This is a genomic window from Citrobacter sp. Ce104, from assembly GCF_030334595.1.
Classification (GTDB): Bacteria; Pseudomonadota; Gammaproteobacteria; order Enterobacterales; family Enterobacteriaceae; genus Citrobacter; species Citrobacter europaeus.
Genome location: NZ_JAOWDP010000066.1, coordinates 118,149 through 140,813 on the forward strand (window position 1 = coordinate 118,149; position 22,665 = coordinate 140,813).

The following is a 22,665-nucleotide window of genomic DNA, read 5'->3' on the forward strand; positions in this document are numbered from 1 at the left end:
ACCGGTGTTGGCTTCCTTCACTCACCCCAGTCACATAGCATTTCTATGTTCCTGAGGATTCTTTCAGTCGCCGCCTTGTTGCGACTCGAATCACTCGATGAGGCAGTATACAAGGTGTTTCATCAACATAACGGGAAGAGAAAATAGCCTCTTTTGGGTAAATGTTTTTGACGTAAATCAAGCGCTTGTTATTTAAAAAATCACACAAATCGCCCTTGACCGACGAAATCCCTTAGAGATCAATTTCCTGCCGTTTTACCTGTTGCCAGACTTCTTCCATAGTTTCCAGATCAACACCAGTCATTTCCAGACCGCGAGCAGCCACAATTCGCTCAACCTCACGAAAACGCCGCTCAAATTTCTCGTTCGCTTTTTGCAATGCGGTCTCTGCTTTGGTGCCTAAATGCCGGGCCATATTGACCGTAGCAAACAGCAGATCGCCCATTTCCTCCTCCAGTTTAGCCTGGTCGACAACAGCCTGCTTCGCCTCAAACATGACTTCGTCGATCTCTTCGTAAACCTTGTCGACAACCGGCCCTAATGTTTTCCAGTCGAATCCAACATTTGAGCAACGTTTCTGGATTTTTTGTGCGCGCATTAATGCCGGTAAACTACGGGGGATATCGTCGAGCGCGGAATGCTGCGCCTTCTCGGCGCGTTCTTCGCTTTTGATTTGCTCCCAGCGGGTCAATACCTCAGTGCTGTTACTGGCAGAAACATCCGCAAAAACATGCGGGTGGCGGCGTTCAAGCTTATCGCTTATCGCAGCACAGATATCATCAAAGTTGAAGCGCCCTTCTTCCTGCGCCATCTGGGCGTAAAACACCACCTGGAACAGCAGATCACCCAACTCTCCACGCAGGTCGTCGAAATCTTCTCGAGCGATGGCGTCCAGCACTTCATAAGTTTCTTCGAGGGTGTAAGGGGCAATAGTGGCAAATGTCTGCTCTTTGTCCCACGGACAGCCGTTTTCCGGGTCGCGCAGGCGCTGCATAATACCGAGCAGTCGGTCGATTTGATTCATTGGAATATCCTGGAATTTCAATACGGTAGGCCGGATAAGGCGATAGCCTACATCCGGCAACATGGCAATGCCTGATGGCAACGCTAACGCGTTTTATCAGGCCTACAAGATTATCCGGCCTACAAAATAATTAATTACCGTGCAGACGACGTGCGTCGATCACGTCCGGTACCTGGTTCAGCTTGCCAAGCACGCGACCGAGCACCTGCAGGTTATAGATTTCGATGGTCATATCGATGGTAGCAAGCTGTTGTTTGGTATCACTCCGGCTGGCAACCCCCAGTACGTTCACCTTCTCGTTGGCAAGGATCGTGGTGATATCACGCAATAAGCCGCTGCGATCGTTCGCCTGGACGCGAACCACCAGCGAATATCCTGCCGAGTAGCTTTCGCCCCAAACTGCATCAACAATACGTTCCGGCGCATGCGAGCGCAGCTCAGTCAGCTGTTCGCAATCCGCCCGGTGTACGGAAATACCGCGGCCCTGAGTGATAAAACCGACAATTTCATCGCCAGGAATCGGCTGGCAGCAGCGCGCGATGTGGTGCATCAGGTTACCCACCCCTTCAACCACCACGCGACCGTCGTCTTTACGGCGGCTCTGCGGCGCCTGCGTTTTCTGCTGAAGCTGTTTCAGCGCGGCGGCATCCTGTTCGGCAGCGCTTGGCTTATTAAACTGCGCCTGCAGGAAGTTCACCATCTGGTTGAGGCGGATATCGCCCCCGCCAATCGCTGCCAGCAACTCCTCCAGCTCATTGAAGCTGTAGCGCGGCAGCAGGTGTTTTTCCGCTTCTTTCAGGCTAATGCCTAAATGCGCGAGCTCATCGTCAAGGATCTGACGGCCAGCAAGGATGTTTTTGTCGCGGTCCTGTTTACGGAACCAGGCGTGGATCTTCGAGCGCCCACGACTGGTGGTCACGTAGCCGAGGTTAGGATTCAACCAGTCGCGGCTTGGGTTTGGCTGCTTCTGGGTGATAATTTCAATTTGATCGCCCATCTGCAACTGGTAGGTAAACGGTACAATGCGTCCGCCAATTTTCGCGCCAATGCAACGGTGTCCCACATCGCTGTGAATGTGGTAAGCAAAATCGAGCGGCGTGGAGCCCGCCGGTAAGTCCACAACATCACCTTTTGGCGTAAAGACGTACACGCGATCATCAAAGACCTGGCTGCGGACTTCATCCAGCATTTCACCGGAATCCGCCATCTCTTCCTGCCAGGCGATCAGCTTACGCAGCCATGCAATACGATCTTCATGACCAGAACGCGCCGCGCCTGAAACGGTGCCCTCTTTGTATTTCCAGTGTGCCGCGACGCCCAGTTCGGCATCTTCGTGCATCTGTTTGGTACGGATCTGAATTTCGATGGTTTTCCCGCCCGGCCCCAGTACAACCGTATGGATTGACTGGTAGCCGTTAGGTTTTGGATTAGCAACGTAATCATCGAACTCATCCGGCAGATGGCGATAGTGAGTATGTACTATCCCCAACGCGGCGTAGCAGTCCTGTAGACGCTCGGCCACGATACGCACCGCGCGCACATCGAACAGTTCATCGAAGGCTAACTGCTTTTTCTGCATTTTGCGCCAGATGCTGTAGATGTGTTTCGGACGTCCGTACACTTCGGCTTTGACGCCTTCCGTTTTCATCTCTGAGCGCAAATGACCGACGAACTCATCGATGTAATGCTCCCTGTCGATACGACGTTCATGCAGCAGCTTGGCTATACGTTTGTATTCAGCCGGGTGCAGGTAACGGAAGCAGTAATCTTCCAGCTCCCATTTTAACTGCCCAATGCCCAAACGGTTGGCCAGCGGCGCATAGATATTGGTGCACTCTTTTGCCGCCAGTACGCGTTCATCTTCCGGCGCGTCTTTCACTTCGCGCAGATGGGCAATCCGCTCCGCCAGCTTGATGACCACGCAGCGAAAATCGTCCACCATAGCCAGCAGCATGCGGCGGACGTTATCGACCTGCTCGGAAGAGACTGAATCGGTATGCGTGGCTTTAAGCTGGCGTATTGCCGCCATATCCCGCACGCCGTGGATAAGATGAACAATGGATTTACCCACGCTCTCGCGCAGGATGTCTTCACTGACCACGTTGGCATCTGCCAGAGGGAACAGCATTGCTGCGCGCAGCGTGTCGATATCCATGCTCAACATGGAGAGTATTTCTACCATCTCCACGCCACGCCACAGCAGCAGCTCCGCATCAGGGTGACCCTGTGTCTGCTGCTGGCAGTACGCCCAGGTTTCGGCTAAGCGTTCACACGACTGCTGGCTGGAGATCCCCAGACTCGCGATCCATTTCTTTGGATCAAACTCACCAGCTTTATTTATATGTGCACTTCTTACCGCAACCATTGTCCTCTCCTTAAGGGGCCAGGCCTGTCGAAGTCGACAAGCCATACCCATTGTCTTTCATGCTACGTTACAACCCGAAATCCAATGGGTACAAAATTCATTACATACGCTCAAACAGGACCATTGATTCCAGGTGTCCAGTGTGCGGGAACATATCGAGCATCGCCAGTCGCCGTATGGCATACCCCGCATTGAGCAAAGCGTCGCTGTCACGAGCCAGCGTTGCCGGATTACAGGATACATAAACAACGCGTATAGGTTCCAATTTTATAATATGTTGCATCACACCTGCAGCCCCCGCACGCGCAGGATCGAGCAATACTTTGTCGAATCCGTTTTTCGCCCATGGCTGCCGGGTAACATCTTCCTCAAGGTTTTCATGAAAGAATGTCACATTGTGCAAACCGTTATTCAGCGCATTTTCCCTGCCTTTTTCCACCAGCGCAGGCACCCCTTCCACGCCCACCACGCTTGCTGCCCGGGTGGCCAGCGGCAGGGTAAAATTTCCCATTCCGCAGAACAGATCGAGTACGCGATCTTCTGGTTGCACATCGAGCCATTCCAGCGCACGGGCAACCATTTGTTGGTTTACCCCTTCGTTGACCTGAATAAAATCACGCGGGCTGAAGGTTAACCGTAGCCCATTTGAGTCATACCAGGGCGATTCTTCTGATAATGATTCCAGTATCTCGCTTTGCGGGGCCAGAAACAAAGACAGCCCCTGAGAATGCGAAAAGCATTCCAGTTTTTCTTTATCCGCCGCACTCAAAGGCGCCGTGTGGCGTAAAATCATCAGGGTTCCGCTCCCTGCCTGCACCAGCTCGACATGACCAAGATGGCGTAACCCTTGCAGACTTTCCAGGCATGCCCTGATGTGGGGCAATAACGCGTCAAGCTGGGGCACCAAAATAGGGCATTGTTTGACATCAATAATGTCGCTGGAGCCGGATTTGCGGAATCCCATCTGCAACTTTTGTTCTTTTGGCCGATAGTTCAGGCTTAACCTGGCACGACGACGATAGCCCCACGGGGTATCAGCTATAACATCCGACACTTCACATTTCATTAAACGCGACAACGCCGCGCTTTTGCTACGCTGCTGCAACGAGATGCTGGCATGCTGCTGCTGGCAACCGCCGCACACGCCAAAATGCGGACAACGTGGCACTTCACGCTGCGGGCTGTCGTTTAAACGTCGTTTTACTTGCGCGCGGGCGAACTGTTTTTTATCTTCGGTAATGACTACCTCGGCGCTTTCCTGAGGCAGCAATTCCGGTATAAACAACGCCTTTCCGTCGTGGCGAGCGACGCCCTGACCGAAAGGATCAAGGTCATTGACGGTAACGGTTATGATCTGACGCGTCGTCACGCGTCGTTTTGCAGAGTAGAATTGCGCCATCGACGAGATATTTCTCTATTTAACAGTGTGACCCTAATTGTCCCATAACGGAACTCCATGACCAACTACAGCCTGCGCGCACGCATGATGATTCTGATCCTGGCCCCGACCGTCCTGATTGGTTTGCTGCTCAGTATCTTTTTTGTTGTGCATCGCTATAACGACTTGCAGCGTCAACTGGAAGATGCTGGCGCCAGCATCATTGAGCCACTCGCGGTTTCCAGCGAATATGGCATGAACCTGCAAAACAGGGAATCCATCGGCCAACTTATCAGCGTGCTGCATCGTCGCCATTCCGATATCGTGCGGGCAATTTCTGTCTATGACGAGAACAACCGACTGTTCGTCACATCCAATTTTCATCTCGATCCGTCTGAAATGCAGTTGGCGACGGGTTCACCATTCCCCCGTAAGCTGAGCGTCACCCGGCTCGGGGATATCATGATCCTGCGAACGCCCATTATATCGGAAAGCTATTCGCCGGATGAATCCGCCGTCAGCGACGCCAAAAATACGCAAAACATGCTGGGGTACGTGGCGCTTGAGCTGGACCTCAAGTCAGTGCGATTGCAGCAGTATAAAGAGATCTTTATCTCCAGCGTAATGATGTTGTTTTGCATCGGTATTGCGCTAATTTTTGGCTGGCGTCTGATGCGCGACGTGACCGGCCCGATTCGCAATATGGTGAATACCGTTGACCGAATACGTAGAGGACAGCTCGACAGCCGGGTAGAAGGCTTCATGCTGGGCGAGCTGGATATGCTCAAAAATGGCATCAACTCGATGGCGATGTCTCTCGCGGCTTACCATGAAGAGATGCAGCACAACATCGATCAGGCCACCTCTGATCTACGCGAAACCCTGGAGCAGATGGAAATCCAGAACGTCGAACTGGATTTGGCGAAGAAACGCGCCCAGGAAGCGGCGCGTATTAAGTCTGAGTTTCTGGCTAACATGTCGCACGAGCTGCGTACCCCGCTGAATGGCGTGATTGGCTTCACCCGTCTGACGCTAAAAACCGAGCTCAATACCACACAGCGCGATCACCTGAATACGATTGAGCGTTCGGCCAATAATCTGCTGGCCATCATCAATGATGTGCTCGACTTCTCCAAACTGGAGGCCGGCAAGCTGATTCTGGAAAGCATCCCGTTCCCGCTGCGCAGCACGCTGGATGACGTCGTCACGCTGTTAGCGCACTCATCCCATGATAAAGGGCTTGAGCTGACGCTGAATATTAAGAATGACGTGCCGGACAACGTCATCGGCGACCCGCTGCGCTTACAGCAGGTGATCACTAACCTGGTCGGCAATGCCATCAAATTTACCGAAGGCGGCAATATCGATATTCTGGTTGAGAAACGCGCCCTCAGTAACACGAAAGTGCAGATTGAAGTACAAATCCGCGATACCGGGATTGGTATCCCTGAGCGCGATCAGTCACGCCTGTTCCAGGCCTTCCGCCAGGCGGATGCCAGTATTTCCCGACGCCACGGCGGGACGGGGCTGGGTTTGGTGATTACGCAAAAACTGGTCAACGAAATGGGCGGGGATATCTCCTTCCACAGCCAACCGAACCGGGGATCCACGTTCTGGTTCCATATCAGCCTCGATCTCAATCCTAACGTTCTCGTTGATCGCTCAACCACGCTCTGTCTGGCCGGTAAACGACTGGCCTACGTCGAACCTAACGCCACAGCCGCGCAATGCACGTTAGATATCTTGAGTGAAACGCCGCTGGAGGTGATTTACAGCCCTTCGTTCTCCGGGCTGCCGAAGGATCACTACGATATTCTGCTGCTCGGCATTCCGGTCACGTTACGCGAACCGCTCACCATGCAGCATGAGCGGTTGGCAAGCGCTGCGGCGATGACCGACTTTTTGTTACTGGCCCTGCCTTGCCATGCGCAGATTAACGCAGAGAAGTTAAAACAAGGCGGCGCGGCGGCGTGTCTGTTGAAACCTCTCACCTCAACCCGCTTACTGCCTGCGCTGACAGAGTATTGTCAGTTGAACCACCGCGCAGATCCGCTGCTGTTAGACGAGAGCAAAATCGCGATGACCGTCATGGCGGTGGACGACAACCCGGCGAACCTCAAGCTGATTGGCGCACTGCTGGAAGATAAAGTGCAGCACGTGGTGCTCTGCGACAGCGGACATCAGGCAGTGGATCGTGCCAAACAGATGCAGTTTGATCTGATCCTGATGGATATTCAAATGCCAGACATGGACGGTATTCGCGCCTGCGAACTGATCCACCAGCTTCCTCATCAACAGCAGACGCCGGTCATTGCGGTCACCGCGCATGCCATGGCCGGGCAGAAAGAGAAGCTGCTCAGCGCCGGGATGAACGATTACCTGGCGAAGCCTATCGAAGAAGATAAGCTGCATAATCTGCTGTTACGCTACAAACCCGGCGCAAGCTCATCGCTTCGGGTGCTCGCGGTTGAACCTGTTGAGCCGGTCGTCAATCCTAATACCACACTCGACTGGCAACTGGCATTAAGACAAGCCGCGGGTAAAAACGATTTGGCGCGCGACATGCTGCAAATGCTGCTCGATTTTCTGCCCGAAGTGCGGAACAGAATTGAAGAACAGCTGGTAGGTGAAAACCCGGAAGGGTTGGTAGATATGATCCACAAGCTGCACGGCAGCTGCGGCTATAGCGGCGTTCCCCGTATGAAAAACCTGTGTCAGCTTATTGAGCAGCAATTACGTAGCGGAACCAAAGAAGAAGAGCTGGAGCCTGAGTTTTTAGAGCTTCTGGATGAAATGGACAACGTTGCACGCGAAGCGAAACGGATATTGGGGTGATATTCGCCGGATGCGGCGTAAACGCCTTATCCGGCCTACAGGTTTCGCTGTTTACCGTAGGCCCGATAAGCGTCGCGCATCGGGCACATCGCCGAATGCGGCTAACAATTCAGCGTAATTGTTGCCCTGCTTTGAGCGTTGCAGCCACGTTTCTCGCCGTCATTCGCACGTTCTCGCTCGCGTTCTTTAGCGCTTCATCCAGCGTACAAATGGTATAGATGACGCTGAAAACCGCATCCAGCCCATGCTCGTGTACCACACCAACATCGGCCGTCAGGCTACCGGCAATGCCGATAACCGGTTTATTGTAACGCTTTGCCACCTTCGCTACGCCAACCGGAACCTTACCGTGAATGGTCTGGCTGTCGATACGTCCTTCGCCCGTGACCACTAAGTCCGCATCCGCAACGCAGTCGTCGAGGTGTAACGCATCCGTCACCACCTCAATACCGCAGCGTAGCTGTGCGCCACAAAACGCATACAGCGCCGCCCCCATGCCGCCAGCCGCGCCACCGCCCGCCAGCTCCAGCACGTTGATGTCCAGATCGCGGGCAATGAGTTGGGCATAGTGCGTGAGCGCCCGATCAAGGCGGGTAATCATCTCCGGCGTTGCCCCTTTTTGCGGGCCAAATACCGCAGAGGCCCCCTCTTCACCGGTCAACGGATTAGTCACGTCGCAGGCCACTTCAATACGACACGCGGCAAGTCGCTGGTCTAACTGAGAGATATCAATCCGGGCGAGCGATTCGAGGCCAGCCCCGCCATGAGCAATATCGTTATTTTGCGCATCCAGCAATTTAGCTCCCAGCGCTTGCACCATCCCGGCACCGCCATCATTGGTGGCGCTACCGCCAATCCCAATAATGATATGCTCAACACCAGCGTCCAGCGCATGACGGATTAGCTCCCCGGTTCCCCAGGAGGTGGTTTTCAACGGATCGCGTAAATCAGCAGGAACCTGCTCCAGCCCGCTGGCGGCCGCCATTTCGATAAACGCCGACCGCTCATCACCGGACAAACCATAAAATGCCTGAATTGTGTTGCCCAGAGGGCCGGTAACATCAACATGCACAAGGTGGCCTTGCGTTGCGGCAACCATCGCTTCGACCGTTCCTTCACCGCCGTCCGCGACTGGGATTTTCACGTAATCCGCCTCAGGCCAGATCTCACGAAATCCCAGCTCAATAGCCGTTGCCACTTCAAGCGCACTCAAACTTTCCTTATAGGAATCCGGTGCGATTACTATTTTCATAAAGCATCCTTACGCATGTTGACTGTGTTAAGCATATACCAGGATAAAAACCGCCCCTTCATGGGATCGGTCCCAGTTCGCTTAGCGTACCATGCACGGACGCTTATTATCAAACGTCCAGTTCGGGATCAGATACTGCATCCCCATCGCATCATCACGCGCCCCCAGCCCATGTTGCTGATACAGCTCGTGAGCTTTCATGACCTGATCCATATCCAGCTCCACGCCCAGACCCGGTTTCGCCGGTACCTGTACCATGCCGCCTTTGATTTCAAATGGCTCTTTGGTCAGGCGTTGATTGCCTTCCTGCCAGATCCAGTGCGTATCGATCGCGGTAATTTTGCCCGGAGCCGCCGCCGCGACATGCGTAAACATCGCCAGCGAAATATCAAAGTGGTTGTTAGAGTGCGAGCCCCAGGTCAACCCAAAATCATGGCACATCTGCGCCACACGAACCGACCCTTGCATGGTCCAGAAGTGCGGGTCCGCCAGCGGGATATCCACGGACTGTAACGACAGCGTATGCCCCATCTGACGCCAGTCGGTGGCGATCATGTTGGTGGCGGTCGGCAGACCGGTTGCACGACGGAATTCCGCCATGACTTCACGACCAGAGAACCCCTGCTCAGCGCCGCAAGGATCTTCCGCATAAGCCAGCGTTCCTTTCAGGTACTTACCAATTTTAATCGCTTCATTTAACGACCATGCGCCATTGGGATCGAGCGTGACGCGCGCCTGTGGAAAGCGTTTCGCCAGCGCCACAATAGATTCCGCTTCTTCTTCTCCGGCCAATACGCCGCCTTTCAGCTTGAAGTCGTTGAAACCATATTTCTCATACGCCGCTTCCGCCAGGCGCACCACCGCATCCGGGGTCATCGCCTCTTCATGACGCAGGCGATACCAGTCGCATTTCTCATCCGGTTGGCTCTGATACGGCAGCGGTGTCGCGTTGCGGTTGCCGACGAAGAACAGGTAACCCAACATTTCAACTTCGCTACGCTGTTGGCCTTCGCCCAGCAATGAAGCGACGTTGACGCCCAGATGCTGGCCCAGCAGATCCAACATGGCCGCTTCGATCCCGGTAACCACATGAATAGTGGTACGTAAATCGAAGGTCTGCAAACCACGTCCACCGGCATCACGATCGGCAAAGGTATTGCGGACCGCATTCAGTACGTTTTTGTATTCGCCTAACGTTTTGCCTACCACCAGCGGAATGGCATCTTCCAGGGTCTGACGAATTTTCTCGCCGCCGGGTATCTCACCCACGCCGGTATGACCGGAGTTATCTTTAATAATTACAATATTACGCGTGAAGAACGGGGCATGTGCGCCGCTCAGGTTCATCAGCATGCTGTCATGGCCTGCCACCGGAATAACCTGCATGGAAGTCACGACGGGAGTGGTAAATTGTGCGCTCATAATTAAGTCCTTATTCAAAATTAGTGGCGGCCGAAAACAGGACGTTTACGGTCAAAAGTCCATCCGGGGATCAGATACTGCATTGGGCCTGCGTCATTACGCGCGCCGCCGGGCAGCGCCTTATAGGCTTCATGCGCTTTTTGTACCTGTTCCCAGTCCAGTTCCACGCCCAGGCCGGGCGCGTCGGGTACCGCAATTTTTCCGTTTTTAATCTCCAGCGGATTTTTGGTCAGGCGACAATCTCCCTCCTGCCAGATCCAGTGGGTGTCGATAGCCGTCGGGTTGCCCGGCGCCGCGGCGCCGACGTGAGTGAACATCGCCAATGAAATATCAAAATGATTGTTCGAGTGGCAGCCCCAGGTCAGTCCCCAGTCATCGCATAACTGTGCCACGCGCACCGCGCCGGAAAGGGTCCAGAAATGCGGATCGGCCAGCGGAATATCTACTGAGTTCAGCATCACCGCATGGCCCATCTCACGCCAGTTGGTGGCTATCATGTTCGTTGCTACTGGCAGACCGGTCGCGCGGCGGAACTCGGCCATCACTTCACGCCCCGAAAAACCCTGTTCAGCGCCGCACGGATCTTCGGCGTAGGTCAGAACATCGTTCAGCCCTTTACACAGAGAGATGGCTTCATCCAGCAGCCAGGCGCCGTTGGGATCGACCGTAATACGCGCATCCGGGAAGCATTTTTTCAACGCGCGAGCGGTATCGATTTCCTGCTCGCCGGGCAGCACGCCGCCTTTAAGTTTGAAATCTTTAAAACCGTAGCGATCCTGCGACGCCTGAGCCAGACGCACCACCGCCTCACTGTTCATCGCTTGCTGGTGACGCAGGTGATACCACTCATGGTTACCCGGCGTGCTTTCCAGATACGGCAGATCGGTTTTGCTGCGATCGCCTACATAGAACAGATAGCCGAGCACGGTGACCGCATCGCGCTGTTTGCCAGGCCCTAACAATTCACAGACCGGCACGTTCAGCGCCTTGCCCAGCAGGTCGAGCAGCGCGGCTTCCAGCGCCGCCACCGCGTTGACCCGTAGTTCAAAGGTCCAGGCGCCTTTGCCGAAAGTGTCAAAATCAGCGGCCTGATTGCCTTTATGCACCTGCTGAACCACCTTATTCAGGCGTGCGACCTCCTGGCCTAACACCTGTGGAATCGCCTCAACCAGCGTCTGATAAATCACTTCACCGCCCGGCGCTTCACCAACTCCGGTATTGCCGGCGTTATCGGTGAGCACCACGATATTGCGGGTAAAGTATGCGTTATGCGCCCCGCCTATATTGAGTAGCATGCTGTCATGCCCGGCCACCGGGATGACCTTCATATCGGTAATAACGGGACTCGATTGTGTTGTCATCATCATTGTCCTGCGACAGGTTTCAGTTCGATACGTTTAATATCACCCACCAGCACCAGATAGCTCACTACCGCAATCAGCGCATGCACCCCGACGTAAATCAACGCGCCGTTAAATGAGCCGGTGGTCCCTACGATGTAGCCGATAGCAATTGGCGTGACAATCCCGGAGATGTTGCCAAACATATTGAACAGACCGCCGCTCAGACCGCTGATCTCTTTTGGCGCGGTATCCGCCATCACCGCCCATCCCAACGCACCGATGCCTTTACCGAAGAAGGCCAGCGCCATAAAGCCGATGATCATCCACTCCACGTTGACGTAGTTACAGAACACCATCACCATCGACAACAGCATACCCAGCACGATTGGCGTTTTACGGGCGATATTTAGCGAGCCGGTACGGCGCATCAGCCAGTCGGAAATAATGCCGCCGAGCACGCCGCCTGCGAATCCGCATATGGCCGGGACCGAGGCAACAAAACCGGCTTTCAAAATCGACATGCCCCGCGCCTGTACCAGATAAACCGGGAACCAGGTGATAAAGAAGTAGGTCAACGCGTTTATGCAGTATTGGCCGATGTAAATACCGATCATCATCCGTGAACCCAACAGTTGCTTGATCTGCCCCCACTTCACGCTGAACGGTACTTTGGCTTTGGCGGCCGCCTGATCCATGTTGATCAGCGCCCCGCCTTCGGCAATGTACTCCAGCTCTTTTTGGTTTACACCCGGATGCTGATTCGGTTCATGAATCACCTTCAGCCAGATAAAGCTGATAACAATCCCAAGACCGCCCATAAAGAAGAACACGTGCGACCAGCCCACTTCGTGGGTCAGCCACCCCATGATTGGCGCGAAGATAACGGTGGCAAAGTATTGCGCAGAGTTAAAGATAGCGACCGCCGTGCCCCTTTCCTGCGCAGGGAACCACGCCGCCACAATCCGACTGTTGCCGGGGAAGGAGGGTGCTTCAGCTAGCCCCACGAGGAAGCGCAGGGTAAACAGCGCAACGATAATGCCGAAGCCACTGAAGATATCAACGAAGCCCTGCAGCAGGGTAAACATGGACCAGATAAAGATGGACCAGAAGTAGACGCGTTTTGAACCGAAGCGGTCGAGCAGCCAGCCGCCGGGGATCTGGCCGATAACATAGGCCCATGAGAAAGCGGAGAATACATACCCCATACCTACGGCATCCAGGCCAATGTCTTTGGCCATCTCCGAACCGGCAATGGATAAGGTGGCGCGATCGCCGTAGTTGAAGGATGTGACGATAAACAGCATCACCACTATCCAGTAGCGAGCGTTAGTGCGTTTTTCCGCGCTGCTCGCCGCCTGACTTAATGAACTCATTGTTGCACTCCTGAATCTTGGCTGTCGCCAGTTCATTCTGTACAGCACCTGTAGGGTGATCAGAATGAGAGGTTAGTGTGTGGCAGTTTTGGTACAGCTCAGGGCCGTTTTATTCTGACTCGCTGCCTTTTCGGGAACTGACGGGAAAAGTATATGAAGGAGTGCCACTGACCCTCACCGTGCATGAACACAACATTAGAGAGGCAGTGAGAAGTTGTTTGGGGCATAAGCCCAAAGCAGTGGAAGTTAGTTCACGTAATTGGGGTTTTATTGCCGGGTGGCGGCTGCGCCAGACCCGGCCTACGGTTCAAATGGGGATTGAATGCCCGTGCAGGCGAAGGGTTATTTAAGCAAGGTTCCCCAGTTTTCTACCCAGGGATTAGATTCGCTTTCCGGTTCAGGATGTTCGCTGGCGTCAATCAGCAGCATTTCACCTACGCGTTGAGCGCTTTGCTCCTGCAACAGCGCATCGAACTGCTTACCGCCATTGCAAAAATTAACGTAGCTACTGTCGCCCAGGGCAATGATCCCGTAATGCAGATTTGGCTGAAAACCGAGATTATCTTTGATTCCCTGAAACAGCGGCACAATGCTATCCGGCAAATCGCCCTGCCCGGTCGTTGAGGTCACGACCAGCACATATTTATCCTGATATGCCTGCCAGTCGCTGAGCTCCGGATCTTCGAACACCGTGGCTTTATGACCCTGCGCCGTCAAAATCGCTTCGGCCTCTTCGGCAACCAGCAGTGCGTTTCCGTACATTGTGCCGACAAAAATTCCAATTTCCGCCATAACCGTAATCTCCTGGACTTAAGAATCTATTTGCTCATCCTGACCTGACAGCCCGCTGAACTCAACCCTTTCATTCTCAGGGAGAAGTCCACGCCAGCCAAAGTGTGATAGCGCCTGCATCCAGACATCATCCAGCCCGGCGCGAATCACCAGCGGTTCGCCGGTAAAAGGATGAGTCAGCGCAAGCTGGCTGGCATGCAGCATCAGGCGCTGACAGCCAAAATGCTCTGCGGCGCTGCGGTTTTGCCGCAAATCACCGTGCTTGCTGTCACCGATAATCGGATGGCGCAAGTGTGCCAGATGGCGTCTGAGCTGGTGTTTTCGACCGGTTTTAGGGTCCAGCTCCACCAGTCCGTAGCGGGTAGTCGGATAACGCCCGGTCGCTACCGGCATCTCCACCGTCGCCAGACCGCGATAATGGGTGACGGCAGGCTGCGGGCCTTTATCATCACGAGCAAACTTATCGGCGATCTTATCCAGTTCTTCGACTAACGGATAATCCAGTACGGCATCCTCCATCAGCCAGCCACGCACAATCGCATGATAGCGTTTCTGAATTTGATGATGTTCAAACTGCTGAGACAACAAACGCCCGGCTTCGCTGGACAACCCCATCAGCAGCACGCCGGAGGTCGGCCTGTCGAGTCGGTGGGCGGTAAAAACGTGCTGACCAATCTGGTCGCGTACCGTTTGCATCACCACCACTTTCTCATCCCGGTCGAGCCAACTGCGGTGAACTAACCAGCCCGAAGGTTTATTGACTGCGACCAGCCATTCGTCCTGATAGAGGATCTCCAGCATCAGGTGTTATCACTTGTAAACAGCGCATCCAGCTCCTGCAATGCAGTCAGGAGGATGTCGCGTTGCGGATGATCGGCAGCCAGCGCCATTTCGTAATACGGTGCGACGGCAAAAGCCTGTGGAAGCGGCTGCGCGTTATCAATCAACGTATGCATGCGGGGAATCAATACCCATTGCAGCCATTCAACCGGCTCCATGGTATCCATACAAAAAGGCTGCGTGCTGGTAAACAGATGGTCTGCAGGCTCATCCATCCGCCAATGATGATGTTCACGCAGTAGCGCTTCAAGCGCGTGTAACTGCTGGCGCACACGGTCATGAGTCGTCATGAAATTAACCTCAATGATGAAAAATCTGGCGCGAAGAATAGCACTAGTGAAGGGAAATAAAAAAAGGGAGCACTGTAAAAACAGTGCTCCCGGTTCGTTTCGCAGCATTCCAGCTACTTTTAGTGCTCCCTGCTCATCCGTGACAACTTTTCCTGTGGTCTTGCGACCGTGTTCATCCTGAACTTTTGCATCCTGCTCACATCACCCCGATGTGAAAACTTCATCCTGAAGTGTCCTGGCCATCCTGACCCGCCGAACATCCTGACCGGCTCTCATTCTCCGTCCTGGAGGTGTCCTTTAACGCATCCAGCGTTTTCCGCTTTGCTTCATCCTGAAGCCTGTCCTTGTAACACCGTTCTGGTGTGTCCTGGCGAAGAGCCATCATCCTGATGTTCTCTTCGTTGTGCGACTCCTTGTCGACAGATATAGAATCGCCTGTTTCGCCTTGTCTTACAAGACGCTTACAGACATACCCTTAAGATTATTTTCGTATGAAAGTTGACATCGAATCATTAACAAACTGAATAATAAGGAATTATCATTTTATCCGTTGATTAAGTCTTCGCTTATTACCTGGCAATGTCCTACAGGGTTTGTAAGAGATCTCTCACAAGGTTCAGGGCAAACTGGATTACAGAACTGGCTTAAGTTGAGTGAGGAATTCCGCAAGTGAGGCCGCCAGCACCTTTCTTTTACGGGTTCCCAGCGTTTCTTTGCACACTTCACCGGACAGATTGCACACCGAAATGACATCGAGCTCATTGTCCTGTGTGGCAATAAAAAGCGTAGGCGATAGCTTGAGGCGCTTTTGCGTGACCAGATGACCAATCAGGTTTTCCTGAACGCGCCTGAAGTCATCTTCACTCCAGGTTTGCAGCAGCGTTAACTTTTCATCCGCAAACTGCGCGTGCATGTCCCCGGCAAACTGGGTGGTGTAAAAAGCGTGAACCGCAGGTTGTATCACGATATCAAAGGCCCGTTCAACCGCGTTGAGGTTTTTTTCGCCAACAAAAGGCTGAGGTTGCCAGTAAACCGCATCGTTTGTGGAAGAAATGATGCACGGAGAAGGTACGCCATACAGCTCTTCACTGAGCGGCCAGCTGTTGTTTTTTTCATGCCATGCGTCGCAATAACGTGTCGTAAAGGCTGTCAACGCCTGCGCTGTCAATTCGTCCACTGATTTCTCTCTTCACAAAAGCCAGGATACACTTGTCGCATAGTGTATCTGGTTTATGACGGTGAAACATGTCCTCTTATGAAAATCATCAGGCGCTTGATGGCCTGACTCTCGGTAAATCAACGGATTACCGTGACAATTACGATGCCAGCCTGCTGCAGGGCGTCCCGCGCAGCCTGAACCGCGACCCACTGGATTTAAAGGCCGATAATCTGCCTTTTCACGGTGCCGATATCTGGACGCTGTATGAACTGTCGTGGCTGAATGCCAACGGTTTACCGCAGGTCGCGGTCGGTCATGTAGAACTGGATTACACCAGCGTAAATCTGATTGAATCGAAAAGCTTTAAGCTGTACCTGAACAGTTTTAACCAGACGCGTTTTGACTCCTGGGAAGCGGTACGCCAGACGCTGGAAAACGATTTGCGCACTTGTGCTGAGGGCGATGTCAGCGTGGCGCTGTACCGTCTTGACGAACTGGAAGGACAGCCGATTGCCCACTTTAACGGCACCTGTATAGATAATCAGGATATCGTCATCGATAACTACCAGTTCAGCACTGAGTATCTGGAAAACGCCGTGAGCGGTGAAAAAGCGGTGGAAGAGACGCTGGTCAGCCATCTGCTGAAATCTAACTGCCTGATCACCCACCAGCCAGACTGGGGCTCCATACAAATTCAGTATCGCGGACGCAAAATCGACCGGGAGAAGCTGCTGCGTTATCTGGTCTCCTTCCGCCACCATAATGAATTTCACGAGCAGTGCGTGGAGCGCATTTTCAATGACATTCTGCGCTTCTGCCAGCCGGAGAAACTGAGCGTCTACGCGCGCTACACGCGACGTGGCGGTCTGGACATTAACCCATGGCGCACCAACACCGACTTCACTCCGGCAACGGGTCGTCTGGTGCGTCAGTAATCTTTTTTCTCAATTTTGCGTGCCCGATTCCGCGCACAAGGTTGTGAAAGGTCATAAGCCAGGGCTATTGTAATCAGTAGAGGATGATGTCTCTCGTCCCGTAAGGAGTTTACTTGATTACACATATTAGCCCGCTTGGCTCAATGGACATGTTGTCGCAGCTGGAAGTCGATATGCTTAAACGCACGGCCAGCAGCGACCTGTATCAACTGTTTCGTAACTGTTCGCTTGCCGTTCTGAACTCCGGCAGTTTGACCGATAACAGCAAAGAGCTGCTGTCCCGCTTTGAAAGTTTCGACATTAACGTGCTGCGCCGCGAACGGGGCGTGAAGCTGGAACTGATCAACCCGCCTGAAGATGCGTTTGTTGATGGACGCATTATTCGCGCGCTACAGGCCAACTTGTTTGCCGTGCTGCGCGACATTCTGTTCGTCAATGGCCAGATCCATAACGCCGGTCGTTTTCAGCATCTGGATCTCGAAAGCTCGGTGCATATTACCAACCTCGTATTCTCGATCCTGCGTAATGCCCGGGCACTGCACGTTGGCGAAGCGCCGAACATGGTCGTCTGCTGGGGCGGTCACTCAATCAACGAGAATGAATACCTGTACGCCCGTCGCGTAGGCACCCAGTTGGGCCTGCGTGAACTGAACATCTGTACCGGCTGTGGTCCGGGGGCGATGGAAGCGCCAATGAAAGGCGCTGCAGTCGGTCACGCCCAGCAGCGATACAAAGACAGTCGCTTTATTGGTATGACCGAACCGTCAATCATTGCCGCAGAGCCGCCTAATCCGCTGGTTAACGAACTGATCATCATGCCAGACATTGAAAAACGTCTGGAGGCGTTCGTGCGTATCGCCCACGGTATTATCATCTTCCCGGGCGGCGTAGGGACAGCAGAAGAGCTGCTGTATCTGCTGGGGATCCTGATGAATCCGGCCAACAAAGATCAGGTTTTACCGCTGATCCTGACCGGACCAAAAGAGAGCGCCGATTACTTCCGCGTGCTGGACGAATTTATCGTGCACACGCTGGGGGAAGATGCGCGTCGCCACTATCGCATTATCATTGACGATGCAGCGGAAGTGGCGCGTCTGATGAAAAAAGCGATGCCGCTGGTGAAAGAGAACCGCCGCGACACTGGCGATGCCTACAGCTTTAACTGGTCGATTCGTATCGCACCGGATTTGCAGATGCCGTTCGAGCCGTCCCATGAAAACATGGCTAACCTTAAGCTGTACCCGGATCAGCCCGTTGAAGTACTGGCGGCCGACCTGCGTCGTGCGTTCTCGGGTATTGTGGCGGGGAACGTGAAGGAAGTTGGGATCCGCGCCATTGAAGAGTTTGGCCCGTACAAAATCCACGGTGACCGTGAGATGATGCGCCGCATGGACGATCTCCTGCAGGGCTTTGTTGCACAGCATCGTATGAAGTTACCAGGCTCTGCGTATATCCCTTGCTACGAGATCTGCGCCTAACCTTCAACAGCCGCCAGCAGACGCTATCGCGGTGACAGTTTTGTCCATATTAAAGCCGGGTCTGGCGCATTAGCCTCTCGGCTTTTTTTAGTGATACCAGTCACATAGCTCAGAGGATCATATAAATATCAGTGATATTTCATTAAAAAAGAAGCGGCACGCAAACGATTACCTTAAAAACCCAACCGTGATTTATCTTAGGAAATTATTATTAGTCGCCAAAATCCTCTAAAAACAACAGTTTTTACAGCTTAACACGCCTATCTTCGCGCCTTCGCTTTCATGAGATATGTCGTTAATGTTAGCCTTCGCGCCCGTAAATTCGCTTTGACTATTTTTTAACAGATTAATGGCCCAAATTTATCCACATAAAAGGTGGATTATTGCATTTGGGATCCCGATCACTGATACATCCATTACTAAAATGTATCTTTCCGCCCGCAAATTATTACGGCGAAAAATTATATAAAAAATCGCTCAACGAATTTCGATTTACAGTCGGGTGCTTTCTCATTGGATTGAACCCAAACCCGACTTTTTAAGCTTCCTCCAGGAGAAATAGATGGAAAACACTCAAACCAGCACTATCGTTACGGGCCAGACCCGCAGCGCATGGCGCAAGACAGACACCATGTGGATGCTGGGCCTTTACGGCACGGCGATTGGCGCGGGTGTATTGTTCCTGCCGATTAACGCAGGCGTAGGCGGCATGATCCCGCTTATCATCATGGCGATCCTTGCTTTCCCAATGACCTTCTTTGCACACCGCGGTCTGACTCGCTTCGTGCTGTCCGGTAAAAATCCGGGTGAAGACATCACCGAAGTTGTAGAAGAACACTTTGGTGTCGGCGCGGGTAAACTGATTACCCTGCTCTACTTCTTCGCTATCTACCCAATTCTGTTGGTCTACAGCGTTGCAATCACCAACACCGTTGAAAGCTTCCTGACCCACCAGTTGGCGATTACGCCGCCGCCGCGCGCAATCCTGTCTCTAATCCTGATTGTTGGCATGATGACCATCGTGCGCTTCGGTGAGCAGATGATCGTGAAGGCGATGAGCATCCTGGTATTCCCGTTCGTTGCGGCTCTGATGCTGCTGGCGCTGTACCTGATCCCTCAGTGGAGCGGTGCGATTCTGGAAACCCTGTCCTTTGATTCTGCAGCAACCACCGGCAACGGCCTGCTGTTGACCCTGTGGCTGGCAATTCCGGTAATGGTGTTCTCCTTCAACCACTCACCAATCATCTCCTCCTTCGCCGTGGCGAAGCGTGAAGAATACGGTGATGAAGCTGAGAAAAAATGCTCTAAGATCCTGGCATTCGCTCACATCATGATGGTGCTGACCGTAATGTTCTTCGTCTTCAGCTGCGTGTTTAGCCTGTCCCCAGCGGACCTGGCTGCAGCGAAAGAGCAGAACATCTCTATCCTGTCTTACCTGGCAAACCACTTTAACGCGCCGATCATCGCCTGGATGGCACCGATCATCGCGATTATCGCTATCACCAAATCCTTCCTCGGCCACTATCTGGGCGCGCGTGAAGGTTTCAACGGTATGGTGATTAAGTCTCTGCGCGGCAAAGGCAAAACCATCGAAATCAACAAACTGAACAAAATCACTGCGCTGTTCATGCTGGTAACCACCTGGATTGTGGCGACGCTGAACCCGAGCATCCTCGGTATGATTGAAACCCTGGGTGGCCCGATCATCGCGATGATTCTGTTCCTGATGCCGATGTATGCCATTCAGAAAGTACCGGCAATGCGTAAATACAGCGGCCATATCAGCAACGTCTTCGTTGTGATTATGGGCCTGATCGCTATCTCCGCTATTTTCTACTCTCTGTTCAGTTAATTCCCCTGCGCCGCTCTTCGGGGCGGCGCACCTCGATACACAATGGACGCCTCATGATTAGCGTATTCGATATTTTTAAAATCGGCATTGGCCCTTCCAGCTCCCATACTGTTGGCCCGATGAAAGCAGGCAAACAATTCACGGATGACCTGATTGCACGCGGAATTCTCACTGACGTAACCCGCGTAGTGGTTGATGTCTATGGCTCTTTGTCTCTGACGGGGAAAGGTCACCATACCGACATCGCGATTATTATGGGCCTGGCGGGTAATCTGCCGGATACCGTAGACATTGATGCCATCCCGGCCTTTATCCAGGATGTGAATACTCATGGACGTTTGCTGCTGGCGGACGGTCAACATGAGGTTGAGTTCCCGGTCGACAAGTGCATGAATTTCCATGCGGACAATCTGTCCCTGCACGAAAACGGGATGCGTATTACCGCACTGGCGGGCGAAAAAGCCATTTACAGCCAGACCTACTATTCCATTGGCGGTGGGTTCATCGTTGATGAAGAACATTTTGGTTTACCGAACAACTCTCCGGTAAACGTGCCGTATCCGTATAAATCTGCGGCTGATTTGCAGCGTCATTGCCAGGAAACCGGCCTGTCGCTTTCTGGTCTGATGATGCAAAACGAACTGGCGCTGCACAGCAAAGAAGAGCTGGAACAGCACTTTGCCAACGTCTGGGAAGTGATGCGTAGCGGGATTGAGCGCGGTATCACCACCGAAGGCGTATTGCCAGGCAAACTGCGCGTTCCGCGTCGTGCTGCGGCGCTGCGTCGTATGCTGGTCAGCAGCGATAAAACCACCACTGACCCGATGGCGGTTGTTGACTGGATCAACATGTTCGCGCTGGCCGTGAACGAAGAAAACGCTGCCGGTGGACGCGTGGTTACCGCGCCAACCAACGGCGCATGCGGGATTGTTCCTGCTGTACTGGCGTACTACGACAAGTTTATTCGCGAAGTGAACGCTAACTCGCTGGCACGCTACATGCTGGTCGCGAGCGCCATTGGTTCACTGTACAAGATGAACGCCTCTATCTCTGGCGCCGAAGTGGGCTGTCAGGGTGAAGTCGGTGTTGCCTGCTCCATGGCTGCGGCCGGTCTGGCTGAACTGCTGGGCGGTAGCCCAATGCAGGTGTGCATTGCGGCGGAAATCGGTATGGAACATAACCTGGGTCTGACCTGCGATCCGGTTGCCGGCCAGGTACAGGTACCCTGCATTGAGCGTAACGCTATTGCTTCGGTTAAAGCAGTTAACGCCGCGCGTATGGCGCTGCGCCGTACCAGTGAACCGCGCGTGTGCCTCGATAAAGTTATCGAGACCATGTACGAAACCGGTAAAGACATGAATGCCAAATACCGCGAAACCTCTCGCGGTGGTCTGGCGATGAAGATTGTCACCTGCGATTAAGTCCCCTGAAGAGGCCTCTTTTGCGAGGCCTCTTCCTGTTTTTCTGCCAACTATTCGCCTCCCTTCGCCGTGAATGTTACCCTACAGACTGATTTGTTAGGGAGAACACCGTGGCCGTCCATCTGCTCATTGTTGATGCACTGAATCTCATCCGCCGTATTCACGCCGTACAGGGCTCACCCTGCGTGGAGACGTGCCAGCACGCACTTGATCAGCTGATTGTGCACAGTCAGCCCACGCACGCCGTGGCGGTATTTGATGACGAGGCGCGCAACAGCGGCTGGCGTCACCAACGCTTACCTGACTACAAAGCCGGTCGCCCGCCAATGCCTAACGATTTACACCAGGAAATGCCCGCCTTACGCGCTGCTTTTGAACAGCGCGGCGTCTGCTGCTGGGAATCCAGCGGGAATGAAGCCGATGATTTAGCCGCTACTCTGGCGGTTAAAGTTTGCCAGGCGGGACATCAGGCAACCATCGTTTCAACCGATAAAGGCTATTGTCAGCTACTCTCCCCAACGCTGCGTATTCGGGACTATTTCCAGAAACGCTGGCTGGATGCGCCCTTTATCGAGAAAGAGTTCGGCGTACTACCGCAACAGTTGCCTGATTACTGGGGACTGGCGGGGATCAGCAGTTCTAAAGTTCCAGGGGTTGCCGGTATTGGACCCAAAAGCGCCACACAATTGCTGACGCAGTTTCCAACGCTGGAAGCGTTGTATGAACATCTGAATGACGTACCGGAGAAATGGCGCAAGAAACTCGAAGAACATCGGGAGATGGCGTTTCTGTGCCGCGATATCGCGCGGCTGCAAACGGACTTACATATCGACGGAAACCTACAGCAATTACGCCTGGCGCGGTAGCCTTATTGTCGGATGCGGTGTCAACACCTTATCCGGCCTA

Annotated in this window: 17 protein-coding genes; 6 read left to right on the plus strand and 11 right to left on the minus strand. The window is 53.4% G+C overall.

The genetic code is table 11. The annotated features are described in order from the left end of the window. Positions 1-232: 232 nt before the first annotated feature. From mazG to rlmD, 3 genes are all read right to left on the minus strand, one after another. Positions 233-1,024 (minus strand): nucleoside triphosphate pyrophosphohydrolase, encoded by a 792-nt coding sequence (mazG, locus tag OGW16_RS16915; protein WP_043017399.1) that lies wholly within the window; start codon positions 1,022-1,024, stop codon positions 233-235. Positions 1,025-1,154: 130 nt separating this feature from the next. Beyond that, positions 1,155-3,389: a GTP diphosphokinase gene (gene relA / locus OGW16_RS16920; RefSeq protein WP_043017400.1), complete on the minus strand. Its 2,235-nt coding sequence runs from the start codon at positions 3,387-3,389 to the stop codon at positions 1,155-1,157. 100 nt (positions 3,390-3,489) lie between these two features. Then, positions 3,490-4,788, minus strand: coding sequence for a 23S rRNA (uracil(1939)-C(5))-methyltransferase RlmD (rlmD, locus tag OGW16_RS16925; protein WP_043017401.1), 1,299 nt, complete (start codon positions 4,786-4,788; stop codon positions 3,490-3,492). Positions 4,789-4,845: 57 nt separating this feature from the next. Between rlmD and barA the strand changes: the two genes are divergently transcribed. Next, positions 4,846-7,602: a two-component sensor histidine kinase BarA gene (gene barA / locus OGW16_RS16930; protein ID WP_220771448.1), complete on the plus strand. Its 2,757-nt coding sequence runs from the start codon at positions 4,846-4,848 to the stop codon at positions 7,600-7,602. A gap of 109 nt (positions 7,603-7,711) precedes the next feature. Here barA and OGW16_RS16935 read toward each other — a convergent pair whose 3' ends face one another. From OGW16_RS16935 to syd, 8 genes are all read right to left on the minus strand, one after another. Further along, a complete protein-coding gene (locus OGW16_RS16935) occupies positions 7,712-8,854 on the minus strand; it encodes a glycerate kinase (RefSeq protein ID WP_047409042.1) in 1,143 nt (380 codons plus the stop codon). A gap of 81 nt (positions 8,855-8,935) precedes the next feature. Beyond that, positions 8,936-10,276 carry a glucarate dehydratase gene (gudD, locus tag OGW16_RS16940; RefSeq protein WP_100194790.1) on the minus strand — a complete coding sequence of 447 codons (1,341 nt, stop codon included), beginning with the start codon at positions 10,274-10,276 and terminating at the stop codon, positions 8,936-8,938. Between the two features lie 20 nt (positions 10,277-10,296). Then, complete coding sequence (locus tag OGW16_RS16945; protein ID WP_043017405.1) at positions 10,297-11,637, minus strand: enolase C-terminal domain-like protein; 1,341 nt, start codon at positions 11,635-11,637, stop codon at positions 10,297-10,299. A 2-nt stretch (positions 11,638-11,639) separates the two neighbouring features. Continuing rightward, positions 11,640-12,992 (minus strand): galactarate/glucarate/glycerate transporter GudP, encoded by a 1,353-nt coding sequence (gene gudP / locus OGW16_RS16950; RefSeq protein WP_003034105.1) that lies wholly within the window; start codon positions 12,990-12,992, stop codon positions 11,640-11,642. 342 nt (positions 12,993-13,334) lie between these two features. Next, positions 13,335-13,784 (minus strand): flavodoxin, encoded by a 450-nt coding sequence (locus OGW16_RS16955; protein WP_075145692.1) that lies wholly within the window; start codon positions 13,782-13,784, stop codon positions 13,335-13,337. 18 nt (positions 13,785-13,802) lie between these two features. After that, a complete protein-coding gene (gene truC, locus OGW16_RS16960; protein ID WP_075145691.1) occupies positions 13,803-14,585 on the minus strand; it encodes a tRNA pseudouridine(65) synthase TruC in 783 nt (260 codons plus the stop codon). After that, positions 14,585-14,914 (minus strand): YqcC family protein, encoded by a 330-nt coding sequence (locus OGW16_RS16965; protein ID WP_047413389.1) that lies wholly within the window; start codon positions 14,912-14,914, stop codon positions 14,585-14,587. The genes truC and OGW16_RS16965 overlap by 1 nt, the downstream gene beginning before the upstream one ends. Before the next feature lie 631 nt (positions 14,915-15,545). After that, a complete protein-coding gene (gene syd, locus OGW16_RS16970; protein WP_075145690.1) occupies positions 15,546-16,091 on the minus strand; it encodes a SecY-interacting protein in 546 nt (181 codons plus the stop codon). 68 nt (positions 16,092-16,159) lie between these two features. Here syd and queF point away from each other — a divergent pair, with 68 nt between their 5' ends. From queF to xni, 5 genes are all read left to right on the plus strand, one after another. Continuing rightward, positions 16,160-17,008, plus strand: coding sequence for an NADPH-dependent 7-cyano-7-deazaguanine reductase QueF (queF, locus tag OGW16_RS16975; protein ID WP_043017408.1), 849 nt, complete (start codon positions 16,160-16,162; stop codon positions 17,006-17,008). A 113-nt stretch (positions 17,009-17,121) separates the two neighbouring features. After that, positions 17,122-18,486, plus strand: a complete 1,365-nt coding sequence (gene ppnN / locus OGW16_RS16980) for a nucleotide 5'-monophosphate nucleosidase PpnN (protein WP_003840366.1) — start codon at positions 17,122-17,124, stop codon at positions 18,484-18,486. A 562-nt stretch (positions 18,487-19,048) separates the two neighbouring features. Beyond that, a complete protein-coding gene (locus OGW16_RS16985) occupies positions 19,049-20,338 on the plus strand; it encodes an HAAAP family serine/threonine permease (protein WP_043017409.1) in 1,290 nt (429 codons plus the stop codon). A 53-nt stretch (positions 20,339-20,391) separates the two neighbouring features. Continuing rightward, positions 20,392-21,759, plus strand: a complete 1,368-nt coding sequence (locus OGW16_RS16990; protein ID WP_043017410.1) for an L-serine ammonia-lyase — start codon at positions 20,392-20,394, stop codon at positions 21,757-21,759. Between the two features lie 110 nt (positions 21,760-21,869). Continuing rightward, positions 21,870-22,625 carry a flap endonuclease Xni gene (xni, locus tag OGW16_RS16995; protein WP_286518639.1) on the plus strand — a complete coding sequence of 252 codons (756 nt, stop codon included), beginning with the start codon at positions 21,870-21,872 and terminating at the stop codon, positions 22,623-22,625. Positions 22,626-22,665 lie beyond the last annotated feature (40 nt).